Origin of the sequence: Microbacterium sp. HD4P20, assembly GCF_019449275.2 — a bacterium.
In the GTDB taxonomy this organism is placed as follows: domain Bacteria; phylum Actinomycetota; class Actinomycetes; order Actinomycetales; family Microbacteriaceae; genus Microbacterium.
The window spans coordinates 397764-421389 of record NZ_JAHZQZ020000014.1 but is presented as its reverse complement, the minus strand read 5'-3'; the positions used below and the strand labels follow the sequence as shown (position 1 = coordinate 421389).

Below are 23626 nucleotides of genomic sequence, written 5' to 3'. Positions count from 1 at the left end.
CCTCGGCGTGCCGAGGCATCCTCTCATTCTACGCGAGGCTGGACGCTCAGCGCGCAAGGCGGGCGACTTCGTCTGCCGCCCGGGCCACGTCGTCGTTGACGACGCGGTAGTCGAACTCGCCCTGCGAGGCGAGCTCGGCCTTCGCGGTCTGCAGGCGCCTGGTTCGCTCGGCCGCGTCCTCGGTGCCCCGCCCGACCAGTCGCTGGACCAGTTCGTCCCAGCTCGGCGGCAGCAGGAACACCAGCGTCGCCGACGAGTCGGCCGCGCGCACCTGCCGCGCCCCCTGCAGGTCGATCTCGAGGAGGACCGTGCGGCCCGCCGCGAGCGCTGCCTCGATCGGGCGGCGCGGCGTGCCATAGCGCGAGGCGTTGTGGACGGTCGCGTGCTCCAGCAGCTCGCCGGCGGCGATCATGCGGTCGAACTCGCCATCGTCGACGAAGTAGTAGTGCTCACCGTCCACCTCGCCCGGCCGGGGCTTGCGCGTCGTCGCCGACACCGACAAGTGGATCTCGGGGTGATGCTCCTTGATGTGCGACGCGACGGTCCCCTTGCCCACCGCGGTGGGCCCCGCCAGGACCACCAGGCGGCTTCGGTTGCCTCGCGGCTGCAGCTCGGGCCAGCGCTCGTCGAGGAAGCGGCGCAGATCTTCGCGCTGCCGCGACCCCAGTCCGCCGAGCCGCTTCACCGGCGAGATCTCGAGCTCTTTCAGAATGCGGTCGCGTTTGCCTTCGCCGATGGCCGGGATCGCGGTGAGGAACTCCGGCACGCGCATCGCGGCGACCGGCGCGGACGGATCGGCCAGTGCTCGACGCAGCAGCTCCTGCGGCGTGATGACCCGCATCGCCACGTCCTTCTTCAGGGCGGCCCGCTCGCGACGAGCGGCGACGGCGCGGCGGGATGCTGCGACCCGATCTACTTCGGGCGGAGTGCGGGAATCAGGCATGTCAGTCACCACGGTAGAGAAGAGCGCGCTCTTTGATGCGCGCGGCGAGCCGGTCGGGTCCGGCAGCCAGGATGCTGCGGCTCTCTGACGCTATCACCGCGGGGGCCAGTGCGCCGAAGCGGGAGCGCAGCTGCGCTGGCTCGGCGCCCTGATGACCGAAGCCCGGACCGAGGATCGGCGCGGTCGGCGCGAACGGCTCGAGGCCGGCATCCGCCCAGTCCACCGTGGCGCCGATGACGAACCCGATGCTCCCCCACTCCCCCGGTGGCGTCACGCGCGCGTTGCGCGCGGACACCTCGTGGACGATCGCGCCCGACACCGTCTCGGACCCCGACTGCGTCGTGGACTCCAGGCGCGCGCGCTGTGCGGTGAACGCGTCGGGATTGCTGGTGGCAGCCAGGACGAACGCCCCCTTGCCCTCCCGCTCGGCGAGGGCGAAGGTGCCCTCGAGGGTTCCGACCCCGAGGAAGGGGCTGACCGTCACCGCGTCGACCTCGAGCGGCGAGCCCGGAGTCAGCCACGCCTCGCCGTAGGCGTCCATGGTGGTGCCGATGTCGCCGCGCTTGGCGTCGCCGATCACCACAAGACCGGCCGCGCGCGCGGCGGCGAGGACCTCCTCGAGCGCGGCGAAGCCAGCCGAGCCGTAGCGCTCGAAGAACGACACCTGCGGCTTCACGACGGCCACCGCCTCGGCCGCGGCCTCGACGGTGCGCAGCCCGAACTCGCGGGCGCCGGCGGCCGAGGCATCCAATCCCCAGTCCTCGAGCAGGTGCACGTGGGGATCGATCCCCACGCACAGCTGTCCGCGAGCGGCCATCGCCGTGCGCAGCCGCTCGCCGAACGAGGTCGTGGCGGGATCGGTCATCGGCGTGCCAGCCGGTCGGCCGCGTACTCCTGCAGGCTCTTCACGGCGAAGCCCTCGCGCAGCACGGGCAGCGCGCTGACCGCGGCGCCCAGCACGGCCATCGTCGTGAAGAGCGCCTTGTCGCCGGCCACCGCTGCCGCGCGGATCTCGTAGCCGTCGGCACGGGCCGACCCCCCGGACGGGGTATTCACCACGATGTCGATCTCGCCGGCGTTGATCAGGTCGACGATGTTGGTGCCGCCGGACTCCTGCGTCTCGGAGTATTTGCTCACGACGCGTACCGCGATGCCGTTTCGGGCGAGGATCTCAGCGGTGCCCTCGGTGGCGACGAGGTCGTAGCCCAGCTCCTGCAGGCGATGCGCCGGGAGGATGACCGCGCGCTTGTCGCTGTCTGCGACTGAGATGAACACGGTGCCTTCGAGCGGCATACCGCCGTAGGCGGCCTCCTGGGACTTCGCGAACGCGGTCGGGAAATCACGATCGATGCCCATGACCTCACCCGTCGAGCGCATCTCCGGCCCGAGCACCGAGTCCACCGTCTGCCCGTCGGCGGTGCGGAAGCGCTTGAACGGCAGCACGGCCTCCTTCACGGCCACCGGCGCGTCCAGCGGCACGCGGGAGCCGTCCTGCACGGGCAGCATCCCCTCGTCCTTCAGCTCGGCGATGGTGCTGCCGGCCATGATGCGCGACGCAGCCTTGGCCAGCGGGATGCCCAGCGCCTTCGAGACGAACGGCACGGTGCGGCTCGCCCGCGGATTGGCCTCGATGACGTAGAGGACGCCCGCCGAGATCGCGAACTGCACGTTGAGCAGGCCCCGCACACCCACGCCCTCGGCGATGGCGTGCGTCGCGACGCGCACGCGATCGATGTCGGTGCGACCGAGGCTCACCGGCGGCAGTGTGCAGCTGGAGTCGCCGGAGTGGATGCCGGCCTCTTCGAGGTGCTCCATCACACCGCCGATGTACAGCTCGGTGCCGTCGAAGAGCGCGTCCACGTCGATCTCGATCGCGTCGTCGAGGAAGCGGTCCACCAGCAGCGGCATTCCCGGGCCGATGATCGCCTGATCGGCGATGCGCACGAAGTAGTCGCGCAGGGCATCGGTCGAGTAGACGATCTCCATGCCGCGCCCGCCCAGGACGAAGCTGGGACGCACCAGCACCGGGTACCCGATCTCTTCGGCCACGGTCACGGCGCCTTCGGCGTCGATCGCCGTGCCGTTGCGCGGCGCGAGCAGCCCCGCCTCGTCGAGTAGATGCGAGAACTGCTCGCGCTCCTCGGCCAGATCGATCGCGGCCGGACTGGTGCCGAGGATCGTGTACCCGGCGTCCTCGATGCCCTTGGCCAGGCCCAGCGGTGTCTGGCCGCCCAGCTGACACACGACGCCCAGGATCGTGCCGGACTGCGCCTCGGCGTGGAGGACCTCCAGCACGTCCTCGAGCGTGAGCGGCTCGAAGTACAGACGGTCTGACGTGTCGTAGTCGGTCGACACGGTCTCGGGGTTGCAGTTGACCATGACCGTCTCGTAGCCGGCGTCCGACAGCGCGAACGACGCGTGCACGCACGAGTAGTCGAACTCGACGCCCTGCCCGATGCGGTTCGGGCCGGAGCCGATGATGACGACCTTGGTGCGCTCCGACGGCGAGACCTCGGTCTCGAAGTCGTAGCTCGAGTAGTGGTAGGGCGTGAGCGCCGGGAACTCCCCCGCACACGTGTCGACCGTCTTGTAGACCGGACGGATGCCGAGGGCATGACGGATGCCGCGGATCTCGGTCTCGCCGATCTCGCCCGACGCGCTGCGCAGCTGTGCGATCTGGACGTCGCTGAAGCCGTGCTCCTTCGCGATGCGCAGGGTCGCGGCATCCAGCTCGCCGGCGTGCCGCACGTATTCGGCGACCTCGTTGATGAGCACGATCTGGTCGAGGAACCACGGGTCGATGCCGGTGGCCTCGAACGCCTGCGCGACCGTGGCGCCCTTGCGCAGCGCCTGCTGCAGCACGACGATGCGGCCATCCGTCGGCCGCTTGGCGATGTCGAGGAGCTCTTGCGCCGATCGCGGCTCGTCCCCCCAGTGGAAGCTGGACCCGCGCTTCTCGAGTGAGCGGAGCGCCTTCTGCAGGGCGGTGGCGTAGTTGCGGCCGATCGCCATCGCCTCGCCGACGGACTTCATGGTCGTCGTCAGTGTGGTGTCGGCGGCGGGGAACTTCTCGAAGTTGAACCGCGGCACCTTCACCACGACGTAGTCCAGCGTCGGCTCGAAGCTCGCCGGCGTCACCTTCGTGATGTCGTTCGGAATCTCATCGAGGCGGTAGCCGATCGCCAGCTTGGCGGCGATCTTGGCGATCGGGAACCCGGTGGCCTTGGATGCCAGCGCCGACGAGCGCGAGACGCGCGGGTTCATCTCGATGACGATGATGCGGCCGCTGGCGGGATCGACGGCGAACTGGATGTTGCAGCCGCCGGTGTCCACGCCCACGGCGCGGATGATGTCGATGCCGATGTCACGCAGCTTCTGGTACTCGCGGTCGGTCAGCGTGAGCGCCGGCGCAACGGTGATCGAGTCTCCGGTGTGCACACCGACCGGGTCGACGTTCTCGATCGAACACACCACGACGGTGTTGTCGGCCGTGTCGCGCATGAGTTCGAGCTCATACTCCTTCCACCCGAGGATCGACTCCTCGAGCAGCACTTCGGTGGTGGGCGAGTCGCGCAGTCCCGCGCCGGCGATGCGGCGCAGATCCTTCTCGTCGTACGCGAAGCCCGATCCGAGGCCGCCCATCGTGAACGACGGGCGCACGACGAGCGGATAGCCCAGCTCGTCCGCGGCCGCGAGCACCTCGTCCATAGAGTGGGCGATGCGCGATGCCGCGACGTCGGCGCCCGCGTCCAGCACGAGCTGCTTGAAGATCTGGCGGTCCTCGCCCTTGTTGATCGCCTCGAAGTTCGCGCCGATCAGCTCGACGTCGTACTTCTCGAGGATGCCGTGGTTGTGCAGGTCGATCGCGGCGTTGAGGGCCGTCTGACCGCCGAGCGTCGGCAGGATCGCGTCGGGCTTCTCCTTGGCGATGATCGTCTCGATCACCTGCCACGTGATCGGCTCGATGTACGTCGCGTCGGCGAAGTCGGGGTCGGTCATGATCGTGGCGGGGTTGGAGTTGACCAGGATGACGCGCACGCCCTCCTCGCGCAGCACGCGGCACGCCTGGGTGCCCGAGTAGTCGAACTCGCACGCCTGGCCGATCACGATCGGGCCCGAGCCGATGACCAGGACGGAGTTGATGTCTGAGCGCTTAGGCATTCTTCTTCTCCAGGTGCGCCACGACCATGTCGCGGAACCGGTCGAACAGGTAGTTGGCATCGTGCGGGCCGGCCGCCGCCTCCGGGTGGTACTGCACCGAGAACGCCGGGATGTCGAGGGCGCGGAGGCCCTCGACGACGCGATCGTTGAGACCGATGTGGCTCACTTCGACGCGGCCATAGCCGTTCGGGCTGTCGAATTCACCGTCCAGCGGGGCCTCGACGGCGAAGCCGTGGTTGTGCGCGGTGATCTCGACGCGGCCGGTGGACTTGTCGAGCACGGGCTGGTTGATGCCGCGGTGCCCGAACGGCAGCTTGTAGGTGCCCAGCCCGAGCGCGCGGCCCAGCAGCTGATTGCCGAAGCAGATGCCGAAGAACGGCAGCTGGTCGTCGAGAACGCCGCGCAGCAGCTCGACGTGGTCCCCCGACGCCGCCGGGTCACCGGGACCGTTGGAGTAGAACACCGCCACCGGATCGATCGCGCGGATCTGATCGATCGTCACATCCTGCGGCAGCACGTGGACGTCGAACCCACGGGCAGCGAGGTTGTCGACGGTCGCCTGCTTGACGCCGAGGTCGAGCACCGCGAGGTTGCCGATCCGGTCCGAGGTCGCGCGGGTGACCTGCGCCGCCGCCACCGAGACCGCCGCCGACAGGTTCTGGCCCGCCATCTGCGGCGCCTCGCTCACCAGCCGCACCTGCACCTCGGGGTCGATCGCCGCGGCGTCGCCGGAGAAGATCCCGCCGCGCATGCTGCCTGCCGAGCGGATATGGCGCGTGACGGAGCGCGTGTCGATGCCGCTGATGCCCACGATTCCATCGCGCGAGAGCGCGTCGTCGAGGGATTCGTCGGCGCGCCAGTTCGACACGACGCGCGAGGGATCGCGCACGATGTAGCCCGCCACCCAGATGCGCCGGGACTCGGGGTCCTCGTCGTTCATGCCCGTGTTGCCGATGTGGGGTGCGGTCTGCAGCACGATCTGGCCGGCATAGGACGGGTCGGTGAGGGTCTCCTGGTACCCGGTCATTCCGGTGGCGAAGACGACCTCGCCGAGGGTGGTGCCGCGCGCGCCGTAGGCGCGGCCGACGTGGCGGGTGCCGTCCTCGAGCACGAGCACGGCCGGTTCGGTGTGGAAGAGAGGGTTCATGCGTCGGTTCCCGTCTGGTTCGGGGTGAGGATGCCGGCCACGGCATCGGCGAGGGCGCGGGCCGAGGCATCCTGCGGTCGGAAGTAGCTGTCGACGGTCGAGCCGAGCTCGGTGCGCCAGCTGAGTCTGGTCAGGCCGCCCGCTTCGACGACGCGATCGATCGCGACCGTGGACTGGCCGACGTCGACGATGCGGTCAGGGCGCAGCACGAAGGGCTCCTGGCCGGTCATGGCCACGGCGACGCCTTCGTCGGCGACGGTGACGGTCGCCCTCGAGCGGAACGCCATGCCGGGCGCCGCGATGCGTTCCAGCGGAGCGTCGTGGCGGGTCGTCGCGACGTACAGCACGTCGAATGTCGCGCGCACTCGTGCGCCGACCGGAAGGTTCCCCGCCAGCACGAGCGGCTGCGCGTCCCGTCGAGTGCGGCGCCACCACGCCCACGCCCCTGCGCTGACGAGCAGGACAGCGACGAGCACGATGATCGCGAGAGCGCCCCCGCGGCTCATGCGCGCACCCCCGGCTGCGTCAGCAGCGCGCCGTCGGCGACGGTCGCGGTGCCGCCGTGCAGGGTCCAGCGCACCTCGCCGGGCAGCTCGCGTCCGACATACGGCGAATTCGTGCTGCGGCCCCGCAGATCGCCCGCCGTGAAGGGGCGAGCCGGCGACGCGTCGTAGAAGGCGAGGGATGCCGGGTGTCCCACCGTGAGCGGTGTGCCATGTCCGGCCAGCCGTCCGATACGGGCCGGTTCCCGCGACATGACACGTGCGACGTCGCCCCACGTGAGCAGGCCGGTGTCGACCATGGCCTGGTGGACGACGCGAAGTGCGCTCTCGAGCCCGACCATCCCGTTGGCGGCGGCGTGCCACTCGCATGCCTTCGCTTCGGCGGGATGGGGGGCGTGATCGGTCGCGACGATGTCGATGGTGCCGTCGGCCAGCCCTTCGCGCACCGCGTGGACGTCTTCTTCGCGCCGCAGCGGCGGGTTGACCTTGAAGCGCGCGTCGTAGTCGCGCACGAGCTCTTCGGTGAGCAGCAGGTGGTGCGGTGTGACCTCCGCGGTGACGTTCACGCCCCGCTTCTTGGCCCACCGGATGATGTCGACCGATCCCGCCGTGGACAGGTGGCACACGTGCAGACGCGAGCCGACGTGCTCGGCCAGCAGGACGTCGCGCGCGATGATGGACTCCTCGGCCACAGCCGGCCAGCCGGCCAGGCCCAGTTCGGCCGACACGGCTCCCTCGTTCATCTGAGCGCCCTCGGTGAGACGCGGATCCTGCGCGTGCTGGGCGATGACGCCGTCGAACGCCTTCACGTACTCGAGAGCTCGCCGCATGATGAGCGGGTCCCAGACGCAGAAGCCGTCGTCGCTGAACACCCGCACGCGAGCCCGCGAATCCGCCATGGCGCCCAGTTCGGCGAGCCGCTCGCCCTTCTGCCCGACCGTGACGGCGCCGATGGGTTGCAGTGTCACGAAACCGGCTGCCTCGCCGAGCGCGAGCTCCTGTTCGACGACGCCGGCGGTGTCGGCGACAGGCGAGGTGTTCGGCATGGCGAACACCGCGGTGTAGCCGCCGGCGGCGGCGGCGCGCGACCCGGTGAGGATCGTCTCGGATGCCTCGTAGCCGGGCTCGCGCAGGTGCGTGTGAAGGTCGACCAGGCCGGGCAGCGCGATGAGGCCGTCGACGTCCACGACGGTCGCTCCCGTTCGGCTGAGCCCGATGCCGATCTCGGCGATCACGCCGTCCTGGACGACGATGTCAGCGGCGTCCGAACCTTCGATCGACGCCCCACGGAAGAGGAAGGTCTCCGGTGGCGAGGCCGCGTCTGCGGCGAATCGAGACACGTTCATCTCATGCTCCCCTTCTCGTTCGGCGTGCGGCTGTGGCCGTTCGGCTGCTCCTCCGCGCCTGCCAGCAGCAGGTAGAGCGCGGCCATGCGCACCGACACGCCGTTCGCCACCTGTTCGAGCACTGTCGAACGCGGTGAGTCGGCGGCTTCGGCGGAGATCTCCATGCCCCGGTTCATGGGTCCGGGGTGCATGACAATGCTATCCGGCGGCAGGGCGGCAAGGCGGTCCGCGCCCAGGCCCCAGCGCCGCGAATACTCCCGTTCAGTGGGGAAATAGGCGGCGTTCATGCGCTCGAGCTGGATTCGGAGCATCATGAGCGCGTCCGGAGCCTCGCCGATCGCGGCATCGAGGTCGTACGAGATGCGCGCCGGCCACGTCGAGACGTCTTGCGGAATGAGCGTCGGCGGGGCGACGAGTGTCACCTGCGCGCCGAGGGAGTGGAGCAGCCAGACATTCGAGCGCGCCACGCGCGAGTGGAGGATGTCGCCGACGATCGTGACCGACAGGCCGGCCAGGTCGCGCCCGCGGCTGTCGTCGCCGAAGCGGCGCTTTCGGATCGTGAAGGCGTCGAGCAGCGCCTGGGTCGGGTGCTCGTGCGTGCCGTCGCCGGCGTTGACCACACCGGCGGTGATCCAGCCGCTCGTGGCCAGCGTGCGCGGCGCACCCGAGGCGCCGTGGCGGATGACGACCGCATCCGCCCCCATCGCCTGCAGGGTCTGGGCGGTGTCCTGCAGCGACTCCCCCTTCGAGACGCTGGAGCCTTTGGCAGAGAAGTTGATGACGTCGGCCGACAGCCGCTTTGCGGCGGCCTCGAACGAGATGCGCGTGCGCGTGGAGTCCTCGAAGAAGAGATTGACGATCGTCTTGCCCCGCAATGTCGGGAGCTTCTTGACCTCGCGACGCTGGGTGTCGGCCATGTCCTCGGCGACGTCGAGGATGCGCAGCGCATCGTCCCGCGAGAGCGACTTGGTGTCGAGAAGGTGTCTCATGACTCGATCGTCACCTCCTCGCGCCCGTCGATCTCGGCCAGATGGACGTTGACCCGCTCGTCGCGTGAACTGGGCAGGTTCTTGCCCACGAAGTCCGGGCGGATCGGCAGTTCCCGATGGCCGCGGTCCACGAGCGTCGCCAGCCGCACCGCAGCCGGGCGCCCGATGTCCTGCAGTGCGTCGAGTGCCGCGCGGATGCTGCGGCCGGAGAACAGGACGTCGTCCACGAGCACCACGACCTTGCCGTCGATGCCGCCAGGAGGGATCTGCGTCGGCTGCGGTGCGCGCGTGGGGTTGCGGTGCAGGTCGTCGCGGTACATCGTGACGTCCAGTGCCCCCACTGGAATGGCGGCGTGGGAGAACTCCCCGATGAGGCGGCCGACCCGGTGGGCGAGCGTCACCCCGCGTGTGGGGATGCCGAGGAGGATCAGGCCGTCGGGTCCCTTGTTGGACTCGAGGATCTCGTGGGAGATCCGAGTCAGGGCTCGGGCGATGTCGGCCTCGTGCAGCACGGTGCGCGTGCTCATCCGCCGCTCCCTTCTCCGCCTCACAGGACGGGGTTAAAGGTTGCTGTGATTCCCCGAGAGTCTACCGGTCCTGGTGACCGGTCACCGACACGTTCAGCTCACGCGGCAGGCTGCGGCGCCTCGGCGTCGGCCCCGACGTGCGAGGCGCGGATCGCGTGGCCCTGACTCGTCAGGCACTTTCCGCTCGCGAGCTCCCACTTCCAATCGTGCAGCGAACAGGTGAGCACGCCGTCCTCGATCTTTCCCGTCTTGGTGAGGTCCGCGCGCAGGTGAGGGCAACGCCGCTGCACGATCCAGTCGCCCAGCCGGGCATCCTCGGTCTGGTCGGTCTGCTCGGCGTACCAGTTCTCGACGTACTCGATGCGGTCGCGCGACAGGCATTTGAGGAAGGTCGTGAGGAACTCGTTGAACTTTCCGCTGCGACCGACCTCGAACTGCATCGACAGGAAGATCGAGTTCGACCAGTCGATCTCGCCGTCGGCGATGTTGGTGGAGACCAGGTCGGCAGGGATCGTGTACCAGTAGATGCACTCCTCACCCGCGTACTCGCGCACCTTCGCCTTGGGGAAGTCCACGACCATGTCGAGCTCGCCGATGCGGAATCGCACCACGCCTCCGACGCCGTTGCGAATCGTCCGGGCGCGGCGCAGCAGCGGCTCCCACCACTCCTTGATCGCCGCGAGCATCTCGTCAGGCGGAAGCACCGCAGCGCGAGATGCCTCTTCAGCTGCGATCTCGTCCTGTCGCGTGTCGCGCTGCTCGGCGAGGTAGGACCACTTGTCGTCGAAGATCCGGTCGATCTCGGCATCGGTGTACAGCGTCTGCGTGACCGAGAGCTCACCACCGTCGAGTTCCACGACGGTTCCTGGCAGGAACTCGTAGCCCTTCTGCTCGGGCCGGGCCTGCTTCATGTGCTGCAAGAACTGGCGCTGGTCGGTGAAGATCGCGTCATCGTCCAGGCCCCAGCCGTTGTACTTGAACAGCTCGTCGCGCAAGAACATCGGCGGGCCCGCCATCGGGAACACGTGCTCGGCGTCGACCTTCTCGATGTAGTACATCGCGCGCTTGTTCTGCGCGTCGCGCTTGAGTTTGGCGAAGTTCTGCTTGGCGTCCTGGGGCAGGTCGTAGACCATGGGCCACCAGATCGCGCCGGAGACCTGTGTGAAGTACGCCTCGGGCTTGGAGAAGGTCAGCAGCTTCTCGAGGTCGAGAGGGTGGGAGTCGTTCTGGTTCAGGATGCTCGCGGTGCCGTCGTCGACGCTCAGCGACGAGTCGCCGATCGGGCCGTCGCTGGGCGCGCGGAGAGGCGTGATCATGAGCTTCAGCGGGCCGAACTCGAGGGGGACGCCCGCCTGGGTGTAAACGATGTTCTCGTAGCCGAGCCGCCGCAGGTCCTGCTCGAGGTCGTCGGTCGGATAATCCGGCAGCAGCACCGTGATGCTCTTCGGGACGTGGCGATGCATCAGCGCCGGGTCGAAGTGGTCGCGGTGCCGGTGCGAGACGTACAGGAAATCGGCGTTGCCGAATCGCTCCCAGTCCAGCCCGCGGTTGTCGGGGAACGGAAACCAGGACCCGAAGAAGGTCGGTCCGATGACCGGGTCACAGAGGATGCTTCCCCCGGCCGTCTCGATGAACATCCCGGCGTGGCCGAGGCCCGTGATGCGCATGGGCTGTGCTCCCCTTTCCGGTACTCGTTCCGTCGAACCCACACGATTCTAGGCGCCGGCTTGATCAGACCTCGAACAGACCACGGATGTCGTCGGCGTCCAGAGCCCTGCCGAACAACGCATCGTCGTCCATCACCGACCGGAACAGCCGTGACTTGCGCTGCTGCAGGGCCATGACCTTCTCTTCGATGGTTCCGCTCGCGATGAGTCGGTACACCATGACGCTCCGGTGCTGCCCGATGCGGTGGGCGCGATCGATCGCCTGCGCCTCGGCGGCCGGGTTCCACCACGGATCGAGAAGGAAGACGTAATCGGCCTCGGTGAGGGTCAAGCCGAACCCGCCCGCCTTGAGGCTGATGAGGAACACCGGGGCCGCTCCCTCGCGGAATGCTGCCACCGCCGCGTCGCGGTCGCGCGTGGACCCGTCGAGGTACGCGTACGGGATGCCGCGCTCCTCCAACCGCGCAGAGACGAGGCCCAGGAACGAGGTGAACTGGCTGAACACGAGCGCCCGATGACCCTCCGCGAGGGCCTCGTCGAGCTGTTCGAACAGGGTCGTCAGTTTGCTCGGCGGGATGTGGGCGTGCTGTGGGTCGATCAGCTCGGGCGCGAGGCTGAGCATCCTCAGCAGCGTGAGCGAGCGGAACACGATGAAGCGGTTGCGGTCCAGGTCATCGAGCAGGCCGAGAACCTTCTGACGCTCGCGCTGCAGCACGGTGTCGTACAGCGCCCGGTGCGCCGCGCTCAGCTCGATGCGCACCTCCTGCTCCTGTTTGGCGGGCAGGTCTGCCGCCACCAGCTCCTTGGTGCGACGCAGGACCAGGGGGCGGATGCGGCGGCGCAGGCGGGCGAGCCGCGCAATCCGGTACGCGCCGCCGTCCTGGTTCTCGGGCACCTTGCCCTTCTCGATGGGGCCGACGTAGTCCTCGCGGAACCGCCGGGCTGAGGGGAACAGTCCCGGAGCGGTGAGCGAGAGCAGCGCCCACAGCTCGGTCAGGCTGTTCTCGAGCGGGGTGCCGGTGATGGCGAAGACGACTTCGGCCTGCATGGCCTGCACCGCGCGGTACGCCTTGGTCCGTGCGTTCTTGACGAACTGCGCCTCGTCGAGGATGAGTCCCGCCCACGCGACGCGCGCGAATCGGGCCTCGTCGAGCCGGAGCAGCGTGTACGAGGTGACGACGATGTCTGCGGATGCCGCGGCATCCGGCAGCGTCGTCCCCCGTTTCGCGCGTGTGGCATCGACGATCGCGATGCGCAGGCCGGGCGCGAAGCGCGCGGCCTCGGTCTGCCACGTCGACAGCACCGACGTCGGCGCGACCACGAGGAACGGCCGGTGCTCGCCCGCCTCGCGCGTGTGGGCGATGAGCGAGAGCATCTGCAGCGTCTTTCCCAGCCCCATATCGTCGGCCAGGATGCCGCCGAGACGGTGTCGCCAGAGGAACGCGAGCCACTCGTAGCCGGCGCGCTGATACGGGCGGAGCTCACCCCGCAGCTCCCGGGGCGCGGGAACCGAGGGGACGCCGGCGGCGTCGCGAAGTCCTTCGGCCGTCTCGCGCCACGCCAGCGCCGGCTCGGCCTCGTCGGCGAGGTCCTCGAAGTCGGCCCACAGATCCGTCTGGTACCGGCTCAGGCGCGGTCCCGTCTCCCACTCGTCGAGCTCTCCCGCCTCGTCGATGAGATCGCGCAGCCGCTGCAGCGACGGATGCGATAGCGAGAAGTACGCGCCGTCGCTGAGCAGGACCTTCTTTCGGCCGCGCGAGAGGGCCGTGAACAGGCTCGAGAACGGGATCTTGCGGCCGTCGATCGTCACCACCACGCCCAGGTCGAACCAGTCGGAGTCCGTGGACTCGACCGTCGATACCGCGATGCGCGGGTCACCCGCGAGTTCGCGATAGCGCGGACGTTCACCCGTGATGGCGACGTGGACGTCGGGGTCGGCCTCGAGGGCGGGCAGAGTGCGCGCGCCGAACTCGGCCGCGTCCAGGCCCGAGAGCGTTGCCGTCGCGGCGAATGCGACCGGCGATGCCTCGTCCCACAGCGCCTCGACACGGGCACGGATCTCGGCTTCTGCCGCCTCGTCACGGCTGGGCGCGCTCTTGGTCTCGGTCGCGGTCTCAACCGTGAACGGCACCGGCGCGGCCCCGCCGTATCGCCACGCCAGGGCGTAGTCGAGGCGATGCGACGGCGCGAAGCGCACCGTCACCACGAGCTCAGGTCGCGGGGGCGGTGGCATCTCGACTCCCGCTGTCTCGACGACGACCTGGCGCGCGATGCGAGGGAGGTGCTCGCGCACGAACTCCGCTGTCTCAGCCGGCGGAATCATGACGGGCGCGCGCGCAGACAGGAGCGCGGGGACGGGGTCGGGCAAGGTGAGCTCTGCGAGGACGAGTTCGATGCCGTCGCGTCGGGCGGCGAAGCGGTAGATGCCCGAACGTCCGATCGGACGCAGGAATCCGGCATCCGCGTGATTCCCATCCATCGTGACGACGGCCTCGACCGAGAGGCCGGCTGCGGAGGACTGCGCCCGCACCGTGACGGAGGCGTCGCGGGCGACAGAGACCGTGGCGGCGCGCTTGGTCGGGACGAGGGAGATGCCGTGCTGCGGCGCCGCCTTCAGATGCGGCCACAGCAGAGTCGACTCGACATCGTCGAGGGTCAGCCACTCCGAGGCATCGGAGAACGCGCCGAACAAGCGGATGTCCCGCGCGATGCTGTACAGCTCGGCGAACCAGCGCGCCTGGGCGGGCTCATATGCCAGATTCGGGCGGCGCAGTGCGTCCCATGACACCGCGCCCTTGATCCAGGCATCACTGCGAACGCTGCGTTCGAGCGGGCGCAGCCCGACCAGCACGTCGTGGCCGTGCTGGTGCAGCCCGCGCGGAGTCGCCGTCTCGACGCGTGCCGGTTCCCACCCCGATGGTCCCCGGCGTATCCGCTGGCGCAGCTCGACGCCGAGCGCGAGGGCGGTCGCGGTGCGCGCGGCCGGTGCCGCGGGCGGTGCGAGGAGATCACGCCACGAGGACCCGTCCGGCGCAGTCACGGGATCCATCCTCGCAAGACCCGCCGACAAGCGGGCCGGATCAGGATGCCCGGGCGATGCGCGCGAGCACGCCGTGCACGAACGAGCCGGAGTCGTCCGTGGAGAACTCCTTCGCAAGCTCGACCGCCTCGTCGATGGCGACCGCCGCAGGAACCTCGTCGTTGTACAGGATCTCCCACGCGGCCATCCGCAGCAGCGCTCGGTCGACGGCGGGCATGCGTGCCAGCGACCAGTCCTTCGCGAAGGAGGTGATCTGCTCGTCGATCGCGTCGCGGTTGTCGATCACACCGTCGACGATCTCGCGGGCGTACAGCCACGAGGCCTGCCGAGCGGGCTCGTTCGCGGCCCGCTTCGCTTCGGCCGCGAGGATCGTCGCGATCTCGTCGCCCCGGACGTCGGCCTGGAACAGGATGTCGAGCGCGCGTTTGCGCGCCTTGGTGCGAGCACTCATCAGACCAGCACTGCCGCGATCAGTTGACGCGGCCGAGGTAGTCGCCCGTGCGGGTGTCGACCTTGACCTTGGTGCCGGTCTCGAGGAAGAGCGGAACCTGGATCTCGTATCCGGTCTCGACGGTCGCAGACTTGGTGCCCGCCGAGGAGCGGTCGCCCTGCAGCCCCGGCTCGGTGTAGGTGATCTCGAGGACCACGGATGCGGGCAGTTCGACGTACAGCGGGTTGCCGTTGTTGAGCGCGATCTGCACCTGCTGATTCTCGAGCAGGAAGTTCTTGGCATCACCCACCGTGGCCGCCCCCACGGTGATCTGGTCGTAATCGGCGACGTCCATGAAGACGAAGCCCTCGCCGTCGTTGTACAGGTAGGTGAAGTCGCGACGATCGACGTTCTCGATCTCGACCTTCGCTCCGGCGTTGAACGTCTTGTCGACGACCTTGCCGGTCATCACGTTCTTGAGCTTGGTGCGTACGAACGCTCCGCCCTTGCCGGGCTTGACGTGCTGGAACTCCACGACGCTCCAGAGCTGACCGTCGATGTTCAGGACGACGCCGTTCTTGATATCTGCGGTGGATGCCATGGGTGTGGAGTTTCCGTTTCGTTTCGGTGATCCGGTCGTGCTTGCCGCGCCGACCGACGCTCGATTCTACGGGATGCCCGATCGGCGATCGGATTCGTCAGTCGTCGGCCTGGCCGGCGATGACGTCGATGAGGAGGTCGACCGCGGTCGCGTACCCGGAGACGCCCTCACCGATCACATGGACGAGGGCGACGTCCGACACGTACGAGTGGTGGCGGAAGGGCTCGCGCTGCCGGACGTCCGAGATGTGGACCTCGGCCACCGGGAGTGCGACGCCGGCGAGAGCATCGCGCAGCACCACGGACGTGTGCGTCAATCCCGCGGGATTGATCACGATACCGGCGCAGTCCTCACGGGCGGCGTGGATCGCATCCAGCAGCACACCCTCGTGGTTGCTCTGCACTGCGCGCACCTCGAAACCCCGGGTGGCGGCGGCATCCGTCACGAGCCGCTCGACATCCGCGAGGGTCTGCGACCCGTAGATCCCCGGCTCGCGGGTCCCCAGCAGGTTCAGGTTCGGCCCGTTGACGAGCAGGAGGCGCAGGGGGGTGCTCACGCGCCCCACCCTAGCGGTGCGCCGGGCCATGGTCGGCCCGCGGCGGGCCCGTCACTGCGTCGTGTGCGGCACGACACGCGGCTCGCCACCCTCGTCCTCACCCTCGTCCTCGACGTGGTACTCGGCCAGCAGCTCACGCTCGCGCTGGGCCTTGGGGAATTTCCAGAACACCAGCGCTGCGCCGAGCAGCACCGCAACGACACCCGCCAGGTACGCCCATTGCTGGCCCTGCTCGAACGACTCCTTTGCGGCCTGCACGATCGCGTCGGAGTACTGCGGGTACTGCTCGGCGATGTTCGCGGCGCTCGAGAACGACTTGGTGAGCTGGCTCTGCACCGACGACGTGACCTGATCGCTGTCGGGCGACTGTGCCACGAGCGTGGCGACCGATGACGCGTACCCGGCCGTCAGCAGCGCTCCGAGGATCGACTGCATGATGGCGCCGCCCAGGTCGCGCTGCAGATCAGCCGTGCCGGAGGCCATGCCCGCGCGGCGCACCGGAACGGCACCCGTGAGCGCGTGCGAGGCAGGCGTACCCGCGAGGCCGACGCCTGCACCCACGAACGCATACCCCACGCCGACCACCCAGTACGGGGAACCCTCGCGCCACAGCAGCAGCATCGTGAGGAAGCCGAGCAGCACCGCCGCGTAGCCCAGCAGGAGCGTCAATCGGGCGCCGTGGGCCTCGACGAGCTTCGCCGAGCGTGGTGCGAACAGGATCATGCAGATCGCCGCGGGCAAGACCGCGAAGCCCGCCTGCATGGTCGAGTAGCCCAGCACGTTCTGCAGGAACTGCTGCCCGATGAACAACGCGCCCATGAGCGATCCGAAGACGACGACACCGGCGCAGGCCGCGACCCAGAAGATGGGGCGGGCCGCGATCCTCAGGTCGTACAGCGGGTTGCGCGCGCGGCGCTGACGGATCACGAACGCGATGAGCGCAGCGAGGCCGATGACCGTCAGGCCGAGCACGAGCATTCCCGCGTCAGGCACCGCCGCGAAGTTGATCGCGAGGATCAGAGCCCCGACCAGAACCAGCGAGAGGATGCCGCCGAGGTTGTCGACCGGATCGGACGATTCGTTCACGTGACTCGGCACGAACTTCACGATCATGAAGAACGCCACCACGATGAGCGGCACGGTGACCAGGAAGACCGACCCCCACGGCAGAAATGTCAGCATCGTTCCCGAGATCAGGGGTCCGAGCGCCGATATCGCGCCGCCGATCGCCGACCACAGTGCGATCGATCGCGTTCGCCGCGGGCCCGACCATAGTGCGGTGATGAGCGCGAGCGTCGTCGGGTACGCCATGCCGGCGGCGATGCCGCCGACGACGCGGGCAAGGATCAGCACCGTGATCGACGGGGCGAACGCGGCGAGCAGGGCCGCCGGAAGCGATAGCACGACCCCGATGACCAGCATCATCCTGCGTCCGTAGCGGTCCCCAAAGGCGCCGAGCCACAGCACCGAGGCGGCGAGCCCGAGCGAGTATCCGACGGCGACGAGGTTGAGCTGGGTCTGCGAGGCGTCGAAAGCCTTGCCGATGTCGGGCAGCGCGACGTTGGCCACGGACAGCGGCAGATTCGCCACCGCGGCGACGAGGATGAGGGTGATCAGGATGACACGACCGCCGGTGGGGGCTTCCGTGCTGCTGCTCATGTGCTGCTCCGTCCGACGGGCGCCTCCGCCGGCGCGCGACGTCAGTCTCTCAGAGCGTGCGCGACATGACGATCTCGGGCCCGATGGGGCCGGTGATCTCTTCCCCGGTGGGCGCGAAGCCGCACCGGCGGTACGCGGCCTGGGCGCGGAGGTTGTCGCGGTGCACATCGAGCGAGAGCATCGTGAGGCCGGCGCCGCGGACCCACTCCGCGGCGGCGTCCAGCAGCAGGTCCACCGCACCGGTGCCCCGATAGGTCGGATGGACGTAGACGCCCACGACATCCGCGCGCCGGTCGTCGATGTAGCGGCCCAGGTGGTCGGTCTGCCCGGTCGCGCGGATGAGCACCGAGAGGCTGGCGACCCACGCGTCCTCCGATACGGCGACGAACTGCGCGGCTGTCTCGCCGGTGGCCGCCTGCTGGGCGCGCTCGACCCAGAACGAGTCGGGCCGAGCCGCGACCTCGTCGGGACTTTCGAGGAAGGCGATGGCCGCATCCGGATCGCTCGTGGATTCGAGTCGAAGGGACTTCACGCGCTCCCACTCGTCAGCGCCGATGCGGCGTACGCGCGGGGGCGTCACCCCGCGACCTCTTGGTACGCGGCGAACAGCAGGGACTCGTCCGGCGCCTGCAGCACGGTGGGCTTTGCGATGTCGTCGAGCACGATGAAGCGCAGCATGCCGCCGCGGCTCTTCTTGTCGCGCTGCATCGTGGCCAGGAGCTGGGGCCATGCGCCGGGGCGATAGGTCGTCGGCAGACCGAGGACGTCGAGGATGTCGCGGTGACGCTGGGCCGCGGCATCCGGCAGACGTCCGGCCAGCCGTGACAGTTCCGCGGCGAACACCATGCCGACCGAGATCGCAGCGCCATGGCGCCAGCGGTACCGCTCGGCGTGCTCGATCGCGTGACCGAGCGTGTGACCGTAGTTCAGGATCTCACGCAGGCCGGCCTCGCGCAGATCCTCGCCCACGACCCGCGCCTTCATATCGATCGCGAGCTCGATGGTGCGCCGGAAGACGTCGCTGCGCGGGTCGACGGCGGTCTCGGGGTCGGCCTCGACGAGGTCGAGGATCTCGGGCGCCCAGATGAAGCCCGCTTTGACGACCTCGGCATAGCCGGCGACGCGCTCGTTGCGCGAGAGCGTGTCGAGCAGATCGAGGTCGCAGACCACCGCGCGCGGCGTCCAGAACGCGCCCACGAGATTCTTGCCCTCTGCCGTGTTGACGCCTGTCTTGCCGCCGACGGCGGCATCGACCATCCCGAGGACCGTCGTGGGCACCTGGACGATCTCGACGCCGCGCAGCCACGTCGCCGCGACGAAGCCGGCGAGATCGGTCACCGCTCCCCCGCCGAATCCGACGACCGCGTCCGTGCGGGTGAAGTCGGCTTTGCCCATGACCTGCCAGCAGAAGGCAGCCACCTCGATGCGCTTGCCCGCCTCGGCATCGGGCACCTCGGCGAGCAGCACTTCGCGCTCCCCCACGAGCTGCGCTCGCAGGCGCTCGGCCTGCTCGGCGAGCGTCGGCGGGTGGATGACGAGCACCTTGCGCGCGGCGGCAGGAAGCGCGTCCGAGAGCGTGGACAGGATGCCGTGGCCGACGGTGATGTCGTAGCTCGCGTCTCCGCTCACGCTGATGGTCGTGGCGTCCGTCATCGCTGCTCCTCTTGGTCTTGCACGGGCTCGTCGCGCGCGAGCTCTCCGGCGTCCGTGCGCCGCACCCACGTGACGATCGCGTCGACGATGTTCTGCAGGGGTCCGCTCGACGTGTCGAAGGTCACGTCGGCGAGCTGTTCGTAGACGGGCCGGCGCTCGTCGTAGATCTGGGCCCAGCGGGCGATCGCGTCGTCTGCTTGCAGCAGCGGCCGATTCGACTCACGCACGCGACCGGCGACGATCTTGGGCGACACGGTGAGCAGCACGACGCGGTGTGCGCGGAGGTCGGCTCTCGTGGCAGGGTCCATCACAGCCCCGCCGCCAAGGGCGACGACGCCTCCGCCGGTGAGGCCGCCGACGACGGCCTGACGTTCCAGGGCGCGGAAATGCGCCTCGCCGTGCTCCGCGAACAGCTGCTCGATCGGGCCGTGCTCGCGTACGACCGCGACGTCCGAGTCGTAGAACGGGATGCCGAGGGCCCGGGCGACCTTCTTGCCGATGCTCGTCTTGCCGGCCCCCATCGGGCCGATCAGCACGATGGCTTCGGGATGCGGGCTCATACCGGGTCGGCGGCCAGACCGATGTCACTCGCAGCAGCGGTGCGCAGCTGGGCGGGAATGGCCGCGAGGTAGCCGTCGAGGTTGCGGCGGGTCTCGGCGACGCTGTCGCCGCCGAACTTCTCGAGCACGACCTCGGCGAGCACGATGGCCACCATGGCCTCGGCGACGACGCCGGCCGCGGGCACGGCGCACACGTCCGAGCGCTGGTGGTGGGCGGAGGCAGCGTCGCCGGTGGCGACGTCGACCGTGCGCAGCGCCTTCGGCACGGTCGCGATGGGCTTCATGCCCGCGCGGACGCGCAGCACGGTGCCCGTCGACATCCCGCCCTCGGTGCCGCCGGCCTTGTCGCTCGAGCGCGTGATGCCCTCGCCCGCGATGTGGAGCTCGTCGTGCGCCTCGGAGCCCCGCCGGGTCGTGGTGACGAAGCCGTCGCCGACCTCGACGCCCTTGATCGCCTGGATGCTCATGAGCGCCTGGGCGAGCTTGCCGTCCAATCGCCGGTCCCAGTGCACGTGCGAGCCGAGTCCGGGTGGGAGCCCGTACGCGAGCACCTCGACGACACCGCCCAGCGTGTCGCCGTGCTTGCGCGCGTCATCGACCTCGGCCACCATCGCCGCGCTCGTGGCGGCGTCGAAGCAGCGCAACGGATCGGCATCGAGCGCGTCGACGTCGTCGGGCGTGGGAAGGAGCGCGCCCTCGGGCACGCGCACCGGCCCGATCGAGAGCGTGTGACTTACCAGGCTGATGCCGAGTTCGCCCAGGAAGGCACGGGCGAGGGCGCCGAGCGCGACGCGGGCCGCGGTCTCGCGGGCGCTCGCGCGTTCGAGGATCGGCCGGGCCTCGTCGAAGCCGTACTTCTGCATGCCGACGAGGTCGGCATGCCCGGGGCGGGGGCGGGTCAGCGCCGCGCCGCGGCCGCGCGAGCGCTCGGTGAGCTCGACGGGCTCGGGGCTCATGACCTCGACCCACTTCGGCCACTCGGTGTTGCCGATGCGCAGGGCGATGGGGCTGCCGAGACTCGAGCCGTGGACGACGCCCGAAGAGATCGTGAGCTCGTCCTCTTCGAACTTCATGCGCGACCCGCGGCCGTAGCCGAGCTTCCGGCGGGCCAGGTCTGCCTGGATCGCGGCACGGGAGATGGGGACGCCCGCAGGCAGGCCCTCCATGACGGCGACGAGTTCGGGGCCGTGGGATTCGCCGGCCGTGAGCACGCGGAGCATTGCTCCAGTCTCCCACGTGCCGGACGCCCGTTACGCCGGGCGCGGCTCTTCGAGCGCAGTGCGCATGGCCTCGACGAGCGCCCGCTCGTTCGGCAGCGTCGCACCCGGGTCGCCGTTGCGGAAGATCCGGATCTGCAGCAGCGCCTGGTACAGCAGCATCCCGAGTCCGGACCGTGCCCTCCCGCCGCGACCCTCCCAGTGCGCGGAGAGCGCGGTCGGCCAATGGCCGTACACGACGTCGAGCAGGAGTCCCCCCGCGCGTGCGAGAGCAGCGCCCGCGGCGTCCGGCAGCCTCGCATCTCCTGGAAGCGTCGCGATCGTGACGGGAACGTCGTCATAGCCGGATGCCTCGAACGTGCCGGCGACGATGCGCACACCGAGCCGCGCGCCGAGGTCGTGCAGCGGCGCAACGGCCTCAGGGCGTCGAGCGATCACCTCGACCTCTCGAGCACCGAGCTCGCCGAGTGCGACCAGCGCGGACGTCGCCGTCGCGCCCGCACCGACGACACGGGCCCGCGGCAGCGCCGTGACCGCATCATCCGCCAACGCGCGCACGATGCCGCCGGCATCCGTGTTGAAACCTCTCGGCCCCTCCGGGCTCAGCAGCAGGGTGTTTACGGCGCCGGTGAGCGCGGCGGCACGGTCATGGCTTATGGCGGCACGGAACGCGGCGCCCTTCAACGGCATCGTGAGCGACAGCCCGCGCCAGGCGGTATCCAGACCGGTCAGTTCCGCGTCGAAGGAACTCTCATCCACGCGGCGGCGCCCGTAGGTCCACTCGAGTCCCAGCAGGGCATACGCGGCCGCGTGCAGCTGCGGCGATCGGCTGTGCGCGATCGGGTCGCCCCAGACCTCCAGGCGCGTCGCCGCGTCGGTCAGCACCCCGAGTCCGGGTGTTCGGAGCACCATTGCTGCATCTGGTCGACATACCGCAAGTGCTCGTTGTAGGTCTCGGTGAAGATGGTCTCGCCCGTGTCGAGGTTCACGGTGACGAAGTACAGCCACGGGCCGTCCGCGGGATGCATGGCCGCGTTGATGGCGACGTCGCCAGGATTGGCGATGGGCCCGATGGGCAGGCCGGCGTGCACGTACGTGTTCCACGGATTCGGGTCGTACTGGGCCTCTTCCGAGGTGCTCGCCGATCCCTCGTGCAGCTCGCCGTAGCCGTACTGCGCGGTCGAGTCCATCTGCAGCAGGCCGAAGGTCTCTTGATTGTTCGGGTCGAGACGGTTCTGGATGACACGCGACACCTTCTGCATGTCCGCTTCGAACCGCGCCTCGCGCTGGATGATCGAGGCGATCGTCAGGATCTCCTGCCGGTCTTCCACGGGCACGCCGGCCTGGTCAAGCGACTGGATCGTGCGGTCGACGAGCGTCTGGATCGCCGACTGCGCCGTCACACTGGGATCGAACGTGTACGTCGCCGGGAACAGCCAGCCCTCGAGGCTGTCGGCGGGCACGCCGTACGCCGCCGGGTCGGCCGCGGCCGCCTGGAACTCCTCCAGCGGTATCGCGGTGCCTTCAGCGAGCCGCTCCAGCGTGCCATCGACGGTGAAGCCCTCGGGGATCTGTGCCGTGAGCTCCATCTTGTTCGCAGGATCCAGGAGCGCCGCGAGTGCAGCCTCCGAGGTCATCTGCTCCTGCAGCCGGAACACGCCGGGCTGGAACGGCGGGTTCTGGCCGGTCTCGATCAAGTAGTCGTAGAACGCCTCGGGGGTCTTGGTGACCCCCGCGTCGTACAGCGACTGCGAGATCGGCGAACCCGTGTCGCCAGAAGCGATCGTCACGAAGACCTCGCCGTTGGCGAGCCCCGGTTCGTAGTCCTTGGGCTCTTCCCAGCCCATGACCTCGCGGATGTTGTCCTCGTACGTGGTCCAGACGTACCAGGCCCCGCCCGCGATACCACCCAGAATCACGAGCACGACGCCGAGGGCGATCCAGCCGCCGATGCGGCGGCGGCGCCGGTTCTTCGGCGGCGGGACGTCGCCGAGCTCGTCCGTCGAGCCGTTTCCGCTGAAGAGGTCGTCCAGCGTCGCCGTCGGAGCGCCACCTCGGCGGCCGCCACGCACCTCGCGGGTGCTGGCCGCGTCGGCGCGGTGTCCGGTCGGAGAGCCGGTGCCGCTCGTCTCGCGGCTCTGCTCCGGATGACGAGCGGCGCCGGCGCCGGCGGCCTGCGCGTCGCGCGCCGCATCCGGGGCCGGCACGGTCGCGGTGGCGCCGGTCCGGCTGTACGGCAGAGCAGGGGCTGCTGCCGCATCGGCGAAGATCCAGGCGTCGCCGGCGGATTCGTCCTGCGCGTCGGCCTGCTCGGTGGGACGAGGTGCACGCAGCGGCACCGGCTGGAAGCCGCTGCCGGAGTCGTCGGCAGCCGGGTGTTCACCGCGCGCTGTCGGCCGGGCGGCGGGTGGTATCTGTGCCGGCACGGTCGGCTGCGACCCGGTTCGGCGTGCGGCCGCTTCGCGCGCAGCCCGGCGAGACAGCGGCGCGCCGTCCGCCGTCGTCCCGGAACCTCCCGCGTCTTCGGCGCCGGCGCTCGAGCCGCCGGCACCGCTCGCGCGCGCGCGGGGGTCGGGGAGCTTGCCGTAAAGATCCGCGAACGGATCGTCGGAGGGTGAATCGGGCAT

General features: G+C 69.5%; 20 protein-coding genes. All 20 read right to left on the bottom strand.

Annotation, left to right across the window (positions count from 1 at the left end):
• Positions 1–46: 46 nt before the first annotated feature.
• The 20 genes from gmk to mltG all read right to left on the bottom strand — a co-directional run bounded on the left by gmk (position 47) and on the right by mltG (position 23626).
• Entirely contained in the window at positions 47–943 is an 897-nt protein-coding gene (gene gmk / locus K0817_RS10245; RefSeq protein WP_219981337.1) for a guanylate kinase, read from the bottom strand.
• A gap of 1 nt (position 944) precedes the next feature.
• Positions 945–1808 (bottom strand): orotidine-5'-phosphate decarboxylase, encoded by an 864-nt coding sequence (gene pyrF / locus K0817_RS10240; RefSeq protein WP_219981336.1) that lies wholly within the window; start codon positions 1806–1808, stop codon positions 945–947.
• Positions 1805–5104 carry a carbamoyl-phosphate synthase large subunit gene (carB, locus tag K0817_RS10235; RefSeq protein ID WP_219981335.1) on the bottom strand — a complete coding sequence of 1100 codons (3300 nt, stop codon included), beginning with the start codon at positions 5102–5104 and terminating at the stop codon, positions 1805–1807. The genes pyrF and carB overlap by 4 nt, the downstream gene beginning before the upstream one ends.
• Positions 5097–6251: a glutamine-hydrolyzing carbamoyl-phosphate synthase small subunit gene (carA, locus tag K0817_RS10230; protein ID WP_219981334.1), complete on the bottom strand. Its 1155-nt coding sequence runs from the start codon at positions 6249–6251 to the stop codon at positions 5097–5099. The genes carB and carA overlap by 8 nt, the downstream gene beginning before the upstream one ends.
• On the bottom strand, positions 6248–6757 hold the full coding sequence (locus tag K0817_RS10225) for a hypothetical protein (RefSeq protein ID WP_219981333.1): 510 nt from the start codon (positions 6755–6757) through the stop codon (positions 6248–6250). Before K0817_RS10225 ends, carA begins: the two co-directional genes overlap by 4 nt.
• Complete coding sequence (locus K0817_RS10220; protein WP_219981332.1) at positions 6754–8100, bottom strand: dihydroorotase; 1347 nt, start codon at positions 8098–8100, stop codon at positions 6754–6756. Before K0817_RS10220 ends, K0817_RS10225 begins: the two co-directional genes overlap by 4 nt.
• Positions 8097–9089 (bottom strand): aspartate carbamoyltransferase catalytic subunit, encoded by a 993-nt coding sequence (locus K0817_RS10215; RefSeq protein WP_219981331.1) that lies wholly within the window; start codon positions 9087–9089, stop codon positions 8097–8099. The genes K0817_RS10220 and K0817_RS10215 overlap by 4 nt, the downstream gene beginning before the upstream one ends.
• Complete coding sequence (gene pyrR / locus K0817_RS10210; protein ID WP_219981330.1) at positions 9086–9616, bottom strand: bifunctional pyr operon transcriptional regulator/uracil phosphoribosyltransferase PyrR; 531 nt, start codon at positions 9614–9616, stop codon at positions 9086–9088. The genes K0817_RS10215 and pyrR overlap by 4 nt, the downstream gene beginning before the upstream one ends.
• 98 nt (positions 9617–9714) lie before the next feature.
• Positions 9715–11283, bottom strand: coding sequence for a Rieske 2Fe-2S domain-containing protein (locus tag K0817_RS10205; protein ID WP_219981329.1), 1569 nt, complete (start codon positions 11281–11283; stop codon positions 9715–9717).
• Between the two features lie 64 nt (positions 11284–11347).
• Positions 11348–14323 (bottom strand): DEAD/DEAH box helicase, encoded by a 2976-nt coding sequence (locus K0817_RS10200; protein WP_253735296.1) that lies wholly within the window; start codon positions 14321–14323, stop codon positions 11348–11350.
• A gap of 40 nt (positions 14324–14363) precedes the next feature.
• Complete coding sequence (gene nusB / locus K0817_RS10195; RefSeq protein WP_219981327.1) at positions 14364–14774, bottom strand: transcription antitermination factor NusB; 411 nt, start codon at positions 14772–14774, stop codon at positions 14364–14366.
• A gap of 19 nt (positions 14775–14793) precedes the next feature.
• Positions 14794–15354, bottom strand: a complete 561-nt coding sequence (gene efp / locus K0817_RS10190; protein WP_219981326.1) for an elongation factor P — start codon at positions 15352–15354, stop codon at positions 14794–14796.
• 97 nt (positions 15355–15451) lie between these two features.
• Positions 15452–15910, bottom strand: a complete 459-nt coding sequence (aroQ, locus tag K0817_RS10185) for a type II 3-dehydroquinate dehydratase (RefSeq protein WP_219981325.1) — start codon at positions 15908–15910, stop codon at positions 15452–15454.
• Between the two features lie 51 nt (positions 15911–15961).
• Positions 15962–17569, bottom strand: coding sequence for an MFS transporter (locus K0817_RS10180; RefSeq protein WP_219981324.1), 1608 nt, complete (start codon positions 17567–17569; stop codon positions 15962–15964).
• Between the two features lie 49 nt (positions 17570–17618).
• Positions 17619–18149, bottom strand: coding sequence for a GNAT family N-acetyltransferase (locus K0817_RS18710; protein WP_219981323.1), 531 nt, complete (start codon positions 18147–18149; stop codon positions 17619–17621).
• A complete protein-coding gene (gene aroB, locus K0817_RS10170; RefSeq protein WP_219981322.1) occupies positions 18146–19222 on the bottom strand; it encodes a 3-dehydroquinate synthase in 1077 nt (358 codons plus the stop codon). Before aroB ends, K0817_RS18710 begins: the two co-directional genes overlap by 4 nt.
• The gene (locus K0817_RS10165) at positions 19219–19782 is read right to left on the bottom strand and encodes a shikimate kinase (protein WP_219981321.1); all 564 of its coding nucleotides are present in this window, start codon (positions 19780–19782) and stop codon (positions 19219–19221) included. Before K0817_RS10165 ends, aroB begins: the two co-directional genes overlap by 4 nt.
• Positions 19779–21002, bottom strand: a complete 1224-nt coding sequence (aroC, locus tag K0817_RS10160; RefSeq protein WP_219981320.1) for a chorismate synthase — start codon at positions 21000–21002, stop codon at positions 19779–19781. The genes K0817_RS10165 and aroC overlap by 4 nt, the downstream gene beginning before the upstream one ends.
• 30 nt (positions 21003–21032) lie before the next feature.
• Positions 21033–21911: a shikimate dehydrogenase gene (locus K0817_RS10155; RefSeq protein ID WP_219981319.1), complete on the bottom strand. Its 879-nt coding sequence runs from the start codon at positions 21909–21911 to the stop codon at positions 21033–21035.
• Positions 21878–23626, bottom strand: coding sequence for an endolytic transglycosylase MltG (gene mltG / locus K0817_RS10150; protein WP_253735295.1), 1749 nt, complete (start codon positions 23624–23626; stop codon positions 21878–21880). The genes K0817_RS10155 and mltG overlap by 34 nt, the downstream gene beginning before the upstream one ends.